Source organism: Micromonospora sp. NPDC048843 (assembly GCF_040649965.1).
GTDB lineage: Bacteria > Actinomycetota > Actinomycetes > Mycobacteriales > Micromonosporaceae > Micromonospora > Micromonospora hortensis.
Genome location: NZ_JBEZGJ010000032.1, coordinates 42612 through 51040, shown reverse-complemented (window position 1 = coordinate 51040; position 8429 = coordinate 42612). Strand labels below are relative to the sequence as shown.

Sequence of the window (8429 nt, the reverse complement as noted above, 5' to 3'; positions counted from 1 at the left end):
GGCGTTTACAGGAGGACCAGCACAACGGCACCGAAACCAGTCGATCCGGGCAGCATGAGGCGTGCCCGCCCGACCATGTATTTCCGCCCCGTAGACCCGCCGCCTTGCCTAGCTGCTGCCGAGACGCGATCTGCACGATGTGATCGAGCCAGATCACCGGTCCTCACTCTGTACGCCTTGTACGACTGGGCGGTCCTCGTCCGGCTCGCCCGGCGTCCGTTGACGCAGCTGCTCCTCGGCCGTGTGCTCAACCCGTCGCATCGTGAAGCGCAGTGCTGGTGGTGCCATCAGCGACGTCACGATCGCGACCAGCACGATAACCGTGTACGCCGCTGTACTGAGCACCCCGAGTTGTAGACCCACCATGGCCACGATCACCTCGATCACACCGCGCGCGTTCATGCCTGAGCCGAGCGCCAGGGCCTCCCAGCGGGTAAGCCTGCTGGCGCGGGCTCCGATGTACGCGCCGGCGAACTTTCCGAGGATGGCGATCAAGAGCACGACAATGGCGGCGGCTAGCACGACTGGGTCACCGAGGGCGGTGAGGTCCATCCGCAGCCCTGCGGTGGCGAAGAACAGTGGGGCGAGCACGCCCAGCACCACGGTGCGCAGCGGGGCCAGTCTTCCCAGGTCGACCCCGCTGCGGACGCGATCGCGGATCGGCGCGTCGACAGCGCCCGGGATCGCGGTCTGGTCGCGGATGGTCCTGCCGCACATGCCAATGAGGATGCCCGCGACGAATGCGCCGAACACCGCCTCAAGTCCCATCGCGTGGGTGGCGGCCGCACCGAGCAACACGATCACCACGGTCGTCGCTACGATCGGTCCAGCCTCAGCAGATCGTGCGGCGAGCCGCAGCGCCGACCGCACGAGGGGGCGCCCGATGAACGCCGCGAACCCGATGACGACGAGAAGGTACAGCAGGGACAGGCCGACCTGTTGCACGCGCAAACCAGTGGTGGCCATCGCGGACACGACCGATAGCATCAGCCAGCCGAACACGTCGTCGACCATGCCGGCGGACAGGATGAGCTGACCCACATTGCGGTGCATGAGGTTCATGTCCATCAGCGTTTTCGCAATGACCGGAATGGCACTTACGCACATTGCTACACCGAGGAACAGCGCGAATACCGTCCGATCACCTTCGTCAGCGAGGAATGACGCAGGCAGGAGATACCCGGTGGCGACGCCGAGTCCCAACGGCACGATGAATCCGCCGATACTGACACGGGCAGCGGTCGCTCCACGACGTCGCACCAGTGCGAAGTTTATCTCCGTGCCTGTGATTCCGACCAGCAGCAACACCCCGATCTGCCCAACCGCGTCAAGCAGATGGAATTGCCCTGCATCTTTAGGCAACAGCCAGTCGGCAACGCCGGGTGCAACATGGTCCAATAGCGATGGACCCAGCAGGACCCCGGTGCACAGCTCCCCAACGACCGCTGGCATCCCAAAACGAGTGGCCAGTCGGCCAAGCAGCAGTGCGAGGAGGAGCAAGATACTGACTTGGAGAAGGAAGACGAGTAAATAGTGGGCGGCAACCGGGGCGACAGGCGCGGCAAACACCAAGAGAGGTCTCCTAAAGCAGGGCTCAACCCATCCCCAAAGAAGATGGGGATAGGAAAGCAACAGATGAAGGAATTTGAGCGGACGGCACCGTCAGGTACCCAATCCGGGGCGCGAACCAAGGCGGGGCGCGGAAGCGGGTCGAATCAGTCCCTATAGCCGCTCACCGTTCATCTAGGACGCGACCGAGCTACTGTGCCCGCAGCGCGCCTAGGCCGCTGTCGATCGCCTTGACACTGGCCGGCGGCAGGTCCGCGAGGGCTCAAAACACATCCGCCGCCCATCCCGCCTTGTGTGGATCTGTCAACCAATCGACCTACGCAGGTCCCGTTCACGTCATCCACCAGGCCCTCCCCTGTGGCCTTGCGCCCCTCCGACAGCCCGGTCCTACCCCGTGACCAACCTGATCGATGGGCCGTCGGAAGGCCAGGGCGGCCAGCCAGAACCCATCATGAACATCGTCAAATCCCAATGTCAACGGGTTCCACCGATGTTAGGCCCGGATTACCGAACACTCTGTATCGCTGACGCGACCAATGAGTTACGCGGGGATGGCGCCGTCGTCTGCGGGACGGGATCGCGCTCGCGGCAGTCCACCAGCCATGAGTGCCGCATACCACCCGCTCGATCTTGGCGCCTGCTTGTGACAGCGGGCAGGAGGGACGACAGCGGCACCCTGTTGGCCCCGCAAAGAGACCGCGCACCCGGACGGGACCATCGACAGACGAGATGACTTGGCGGCCGCACTGGCGTGGGACACGGCCTCGTTGAGGGCGGGATGTGGGAGTGCCGTCCCACGGTCACGGTGAAGCGTCCGGTTCAGCCAAGCGTGCACGGACCCACGCTCCGAGGTCGTTCTCGCCTGTGACAGTGCCCGGCATCCAAATCCCGACGTCGTGGATCGGTGTGGACGTGTCGGCGGCCAACCCGGCGCGGTCGGGTTGGCCGAGTCGAGGAAGCGAACAGGCCGGGTAGCGGCGGATTCTGCGCGTGCCTCCTGACCTACCTAAATGGGGATGATCGCCGCAAGCCTGGGAGTCGCCGCCGCCACCATCGCGCAGAGCGACCGCCCGGCGCCGAATTGCCGCGAACTCGATTGCAATGACGGATGCCAGCAACCCGAGTCGACGGTCAGCGATTCAGACGCCGGGCACCGTCAGGCTCAGCGGCTGCCGCCCTGTGCGAGCTGCTCCGGTTGCGACACTTCGGTGTCGGCCGCTGCGGGCGCGGTGGGTCGGCCGGGTAAAAGTACGGCGGTGAGGATGGCGCTGACCAAAGCGATGATCGCGGTGGCGACGAGGACAAGGGTCATACCGTGCAGGTACGCGGTCTTCGCTTCCAGAGCCAGCGCTGGATTTCCGAGGCGGGTGGCCACAGCCAAGGCTCCGGCGATGGAATCATGGGCGACATCGGCGGCTGGTGCGGGCAGGCCGGTGGTGTCGAGGCGGTCGCCGTAGCCCTGGGCGAGGAGACTGCCCAGCAATGCCACGCCGAGGGCCCCCCCGACCTGGCGGAGAGTCATGGTGATGGCGGTACCCGATCCGGACCTCTCGGGTGGTAGTGCACCCAGGACGGCGTCCATCGCCGAGGCCAGGGCCATACCGATTCCCAATCCAACCGCCGCCAGCCAGGCGGCTACGAACCCGTATCCGGTCGCTGTGTCCGTGGTCGCCCCAGCTGCTAGGCCGCAGGCAAGGATGAGCAGACCCAGCGCGACTGGGCCCCGGTAGCCGGCTCGAGCGGCAAGCCGTTCCCCGAGTGGCGCGCCGACAACCAGGCCAGCGATCATCGGCAGCAGCCGCAGGCCAGTGCCGAAGGCGTCGAATCCCGCCACGAGCTGCAGGTATTGCGGCACCACGAACAGCATTCCGAGCAGGCCGAACGTGACGAGCACTCCGGCCACACTGCCCCATAAGAACTGGGGTCGCCTGAACAACCGAAGGTCAATCATCGGCTGTGCGGTACGCAGTTCCCACCACACGAATCCTGACAACAGCACTACGGCGAGCCCCAGCGCGCTGAGAACCAGAGAATCCGTCCAGCCCCGACCAGGTGCCTCAATCAACCCATACACCAGGGCTCCCAGACCGGCGATCGACAGCCCACCGCCGGGCAGATCGGGTCGCGGAGGATGAGGGTCGCGCGTTTCCGGCAGGAGCAGCCCAATGGCGGCCAGCGCGATCGCCACCATCGGCACATTGATGAGGAAGATCGAACCCCACCAGAAGTGTTCGAGCAGGAACCCGCCGATCAGCGGCCCCAGCGGGATGCCCACACCAGTACCGATGACCACGACTGCCACCGCCCGAGGCCGCTCGTGTGGCGGGAACAGTGCCGGCAGCACCGCGAACGCGACCGGCATGATGATCGCCCCACCGACGCCCATCACCGCACGGGCGGCGATCACCACTCCTGCGGAGTCGGCCCAGGTAGCCAAGGCCGACGCAATGCCGAACAACGCCAGCCCTACTATCAGCAGGCGCTTACGCCCGTAACGGTCACCCAGCGCTCCGCACGTAAGCATCAACCCGGCCATCACCAGCACATAGGCATTCACCATCCACTGCAGCCCGTTGGTGCCGACCGAGAGTTCCCCGGCGATCGTCGGCAACGCGACGTTCATGATCGTGATGTCGAAACCCAGGGTTAACGCGGCAAGCACGATGGCCGCGAGCCCCCACCATCGCCGCTTGTCCGATTCCTCCATGTCAACCTCCCGCTATCGCCGCCATCGCCATGTGCCGCCATAACCACCGATCGTCGATGATTGGAAGATGACGCTATCATCGCCACATGGCGATGAGAAGGACCCTGCACCCATGCGGCCCTGTGAGAACCTGACGCCCGCGGCGGCGCTGTTTCATGGCCTGGCCGATTCCGGTTAGCGATTCTGCGCCGGCTCGTCGGCGGCGAAGCGCGAGTGGTTGCCTGACCGGGAGCTGGAACTGGCAGAGTCCAGCGTGTCGGCGCACCTGGCCTGCCTGCGGGATTGCGGCCTGATCGTTGGCCGACCGGAAGGCCGGTAGATGCTTCTACGCCCTGACCCGCCTGGGACTACTCGACCTACTCACCCTGCCGAGGGACTCCTCGCCGCCACAGGCCATGAGGTCGCGCCTTGCCCAACCTACGGCTCATCGAGCACCGGCTGCGAGAGGAACTGCTGATGAGCGCCGCCGCTGAGCGCGGACCGGACTGTGAGCCACAGGAATCGGCGCCGATGAGCACGGTGGTGACGACGAGCCCGGCGGCGATTGGCCTGCGCTGACCTGTGCGGGTCGCGGTGATGAGCTACGAAGAGTGCCTTGCCGAGAGTCACCGCCGCCGCGCATAGACGCTGTGCGCCTGCCGGACGAGTTCAGACCGGCAGGCGCGGCGACAGCGTGGTTCAGGCGACGGGGATGAGGTCGGTGAGGAGTGCCTGCACCCGGGTGCGGATGTCGTCACGGATCGGGCGCACGGCCTCGACGCCCTGGCCGGCGGGGTCGTCGAGTTTCCAGTCCTCGTAGCGCTTGCCGGGGAAGACGGGGCAGGCATCGCCGCAGCCCATGGTGATGATGACGTCAGACGACTCCGCAGTGGTGTACTCCAAGAGTTTGGGCGTCTGGTCGGTGATGTCGATGCCGACCTCGCGCATGGCCTGCACGGCGGCGGGGTTGACGGTGTCGGCGGGGGCGGAGCCGGCGGAGCGGACCTCGACGGTGTCGCCGGCCAGGTGGCGCAGCCAGCCGGCGGCCATCTGGGAACGGCCGGCGTTGTGGACGCAGGCGAACAGGACGCTGGGTCTCTACGAGCGCCGCGGACTGCTCGCCGAACCGGACCGCACCTTGGGCGGGCATCGCCTCTACCCCGCCGAAGTGGTCACCGTGCTGAAAGTGATCAAGGCGGCGCAGGGGCTCGGGTTCACCCTCGACGAGGTCGCCGACCTGCTCGACGCGGGCCAGCACCGTCACGGCCGCAACCCCGACACTGGTCTGCGGGTCCGCGCCCAAACAAAACTCGCCGAGGTCGAGGCGAAGATCGCCGACCTGCAGGTCATCGCCGGCACCCTGCGCGCCGCGGTGGACGCTGGCTGCGACGACCTCGTCGCGTGCGCCGGGCAGCCGTGCTGCCCCATCCCCTTCGCCACCATCGCCGTGGGGCGTAGCCGGGGGCTGGAGCCGCAGGCGATCTGGCTTCAGACGGCTTACCCGACCCCGCGAAGGCATCGCCGTCCACCGGTTGCGCCTCGCAAGCCCGCTTGAAGCGGTGCTCGTCGCCGCCAGCGACGTAAAGCCCCTCGGGTATGCCGTGGTAGCGATGGCTCTGCTCAAGTCTGGCCTTGGAACTCTAATGGACTGGCAGAAGCACCGAGCCGAGCTGCGGACTTCCTATCCGACGTCTGCGGAGGTCGAAAGAGCGGAAGCCAGTGAACAAAATTTGGCGACGATCGTGGTGGTGGATATGCAACGAGCGGCAGGGATGCCACTCGACGGCACAAAGGAACAGGAGTTGATCCGCGCGGTGCAAATCTTGAGCGGGTTTCCCCTGGTGCGTCTTCAGGCCGACGTGACGCCGCCCCAGCAAGCGGCGATTAGACGCCGAACAGACGGCCGGTCGTCTTTCGACGCTTTGCGAGCACGCCTTCCGGGATCACGCGACCGCGCCATCTGGGCGAGCAGCAACGCCGCCAGGGTGTCGACCTTCTTCGGGGGCTCGCGGACGGTGATAGCAGCAGCCGCGTAGGAAGGCGTACGGTTAGACGCCTTCCAGCCTGGACTTACACGGTCGAGATGGTCGACAGGGCGGCGCCGCGAAAGGGTCACCTGATGGCAACCGGGGACGAGGCGTCGGACCGCACCGTCCAGTGGCGGGTTCCTGCGCTGGCTTGAGTGGACGGATGACGACACGGACGAGTCCGGCTAGCCGTTCACGCTGGCCGTCGTCGCTAGCCTGCGGGCCGGCGGCCGGTTGGAACTGGATCCAGCGGTGACGTTCCTGGTCGACGACAACCGCCGGCGGGAGGAGCGCCGGATGCCCTCGAAGACGATCTGCATTGCCAGTCGCGGAACCATCTAGAACTGGGGCTCATCCAGCCACGGTGGCGCGGCCGGGGCATCGCCGGCATCTCGTGAGAGCCGTGGTCGTACAGTGCCGGACGCAAGCTCAGCGACTAGTGGGTGCTTTTCACCGCAAAGCGCGCTAAGTGCTCTCGCTACCTCATATATGTCCGCCTTAACGTAGGTCGTTGTCGTCCCGGCGGCAGATCTGCCGTCGTGCCCAGCGTAAGCGCGAGCGATGCCATAGCCGAAGTTGCGCTCTACCCAGGTCAGAGTCGTGTGGCGGAGCCAGTGAGTGCTGACTTGCTGCGCAGCGATCCAAGGCAGCGATTTGCCTAGCCGCTGCCAGATGTAGTCGTAACGACGGCGCGTGATCGGTGCCCCATTCCGATACCTCAGCAGCTGGCCGCCAGACCCTCGATCCTTGTTGAGTTGCGCAAGCGAACGGGCCAGCGTTGGCGAGATCGGCTGCCACCGCACCGTCTCACCCTTCTCTCGCAGTTGCACGAGACAGCCGTCGAGGTCTAGGTCTTCTCGTTGAAGCGCGAGAGCACCACCTCGCCTACAGGCCGTCTCCTCGTGAAGCCTGAGCAGAATCGAATCAAGCCGGGGATCATTTCCGGTATTTGCCACCATCTTGTTTATCCCAGCCAACTGATTGTCAGAAAGCGCCCGGCGAGTGCTTGCAATGCGACGAGGCTTGGCGACCCTCGCAGCGGGATTCGCCGTTTCCGAAATCAGCCCATCAGCCACCGCGTAGCCGTACAGGCAACGCATGGCTGATATGAAATGTTCCACTGCGGTTCGTCCGCCACGTGAATTCCGGCGCACGACGACGTTCTTCTTGATGAACTCGGCGAGGTGCCTTATCTCCATGGCCGAAGGTTCGTCTATGCGCCGATCACCCCAAACTTCTTCAATTTTTCGCCAGTAGGTCCCATACACCCGACGCGTGCCTTCGGCAACAGCGCCGGAAACTCTTGAAATATGCTCGCTAAAAGTTGGAATTTCTTTCGACGGTGCAGCGCCTTTGAAGACTTCTTCGGCACTCACCCCCAGCCGGTCGATCAAAAACCGCACTGCCTCCAACTCCGCGCCGCCTCTCAGGCGTCCACCTACATCGTCAGCCATGCTCTGTCACCCTTCTCAGAGATTGCTGGAGCCCGAGCGCGCGGTCGAGCCTATTCATGGTAAATAGCCGGAGTTCCACGCCTCGCAAGTCCGCTACCATCAGGAGGCGATCTATCGGCCTGATTCCGACGGCGAGTCGGACGCTTGACGGAATGAACAGGTGGCCTTGCCGGGTGACTGTCCACATGCCTGACCCTGACCTTGTCACGCGGAGGGACCCGGGTTCCACCTCGTATTCGATTGGTTGAAGGGCGCTCCACTGCATAAGGCGGAGCGCCGATCGGTCGGCCAAGCGGCCCCGATCATTAATAGGGGTCACGCAATAGTAGAATGGCGATTTCTCTACTTCTTCGATCAGCTCGGCGAGGGGAAAGCCTCGATGGCGTGCTCGAATGGAGGCCTCAGCGTCATCCGAGCCGCGTTGATCGCCAAATTCGCCATCCTCCCAATTGGGCCAATCCTCGCTTGACGGAAGCACTCCTCCCACTTCCGTCGCCTCCCTTCGTCCGCCACCGGCCCACGGCGCCCGTAGGGGCCTCTCCCACAGAGAAGTGCCACGCTGCCCCCAGCCCGCTCGTCGGCTCTGGCTAGGTTCGCTTCGAGAACCAGACTTGAAAATGCACCCTCTCATAATCGTGAACTACCGAACGGGCGCTAGACCGTCCTAGGACAGCAGTAATTGTCTGCTGGTTT

The 8429-nt window shown here is 64.9% G+C and carries 7 protein-coding genes and 1 pseudogene; 4 read left to right on the top strand and 4 right to left on the bottom strand.

Annotated elements, in window-relative coordinates:
- Positions 1 to 153: 153 nt before the first annotated feature.
- The gene (locus AB0C20_RS11025; RefSeq protein ID WP_357567831.1) at positions 154 to 1569 is read right to left on the bottom strand and encodes a cation:proton antiporter; all 1416 of its coding nucleotides are present in this window, start codon (positions 1567 to 1569) and stop codon (positions 154 to 156) included.
- Positions 1570 to 2731: 1162 nt separating this feature from the next.
- Positions 2732 to 4276: an MFS transporter gene (locus AB0C20_RS11020; protein WP_357567826.1), complete on the bottom strand. Its 1545-nt coding sequence runs from the start codon at positions 4274 to 4276 to the stop codon at positions 2732 to 2734.
- A gap of 112 nt (positions 4277 to 4388) precedes the next feature.
- On the opposite strand from AB0C20_RS11020, the pseudogene AB0C20_RS11015 reads away from it, so the two are divergent.
- Positions 4389 to 4733: pseudogene (locus AB0C20_RS11015) on the top strand (metalloregulator ArsR/SmtB family transcription factor).
- Positions 4685 to 4834, top strand: coding sequence for a hypothetical protein (locus AB0C20_RS11010; RefSeq protein WP_357567832.1), 150 nt, complete (start codon positions 4685 to 4687; stop codon positions 4832 to 4834). Before AB0C20_RS11015 ends, AB0C20_RS11010 begins: the two are co-directional and overlap by 49 nt.
- Positions 4835 to 4954: 120 nt before the next feature.
- On the opposite strand, the gene AB0C20_RS11005 is transcribed toward AB0C20_RS11010, so the two are convergent.
- Complete coding sequence (locus tag AB0C20_RS11005) at positions 4955 to 5305, bottom strand: arsenate reductase ArsC (RefSeq protein ID WP_357248105.1); 351 nt, start codon at positions 5303 to 5305, stop codon at positions 4955 to 4957.
- A 16-nt stretch (positions 5306 to 5321) separates the two neighbouring features.
- On the opposite strand from AB0C20_RS11005, the gene AB0C20_RS11000 reads away from it, so the two are divergent.
- Both AB0C20_RS11000 and AB0C20_RS10995 read left to right on the top strand, forming a co-directional pair.
- A complete protein-coding gene (locus AB0C20_RS11000) occupies positions 5322 to 5810 on the top strand; it encodes a MerR family DNA-binding protein (RefSeq protein WP_357248107.1) in 489 nt (162 codons plus the stop codon).
- Between the two features lie 55 nt (positions 5811 to 5865).
- Positions 5866 to 6291, top strand: coding sequence for a hypothetical protein (locus AB0C20_RS10995; RefSeq protein WP_357567825.1), 426 nt, complete (start codon positions 5866 to 5868; stop codon positions 6289 to 6291).
- 329 nt (positions 6292 to 6620) lie between these two features.
- On the opposite strand, the gene AB0C20_RS10990 is transcribed toward AB0C20_RS10995, so the two are convergent.
- Positions 6621 to 7736 carry a site-specific integrase gene (locus tag AB0C20_RS10990; protein ID WP_357248110.1) on the bottom strand — a complete coding sequence of 372 codons (1116 nt, stop codon included), beginning with the start codon at positions 7734 to 7736 and terminating at the stop codon, positions 6621 to 6623.
- Positions 7737 to 8429: the final 693 nt, after the last annotated feature.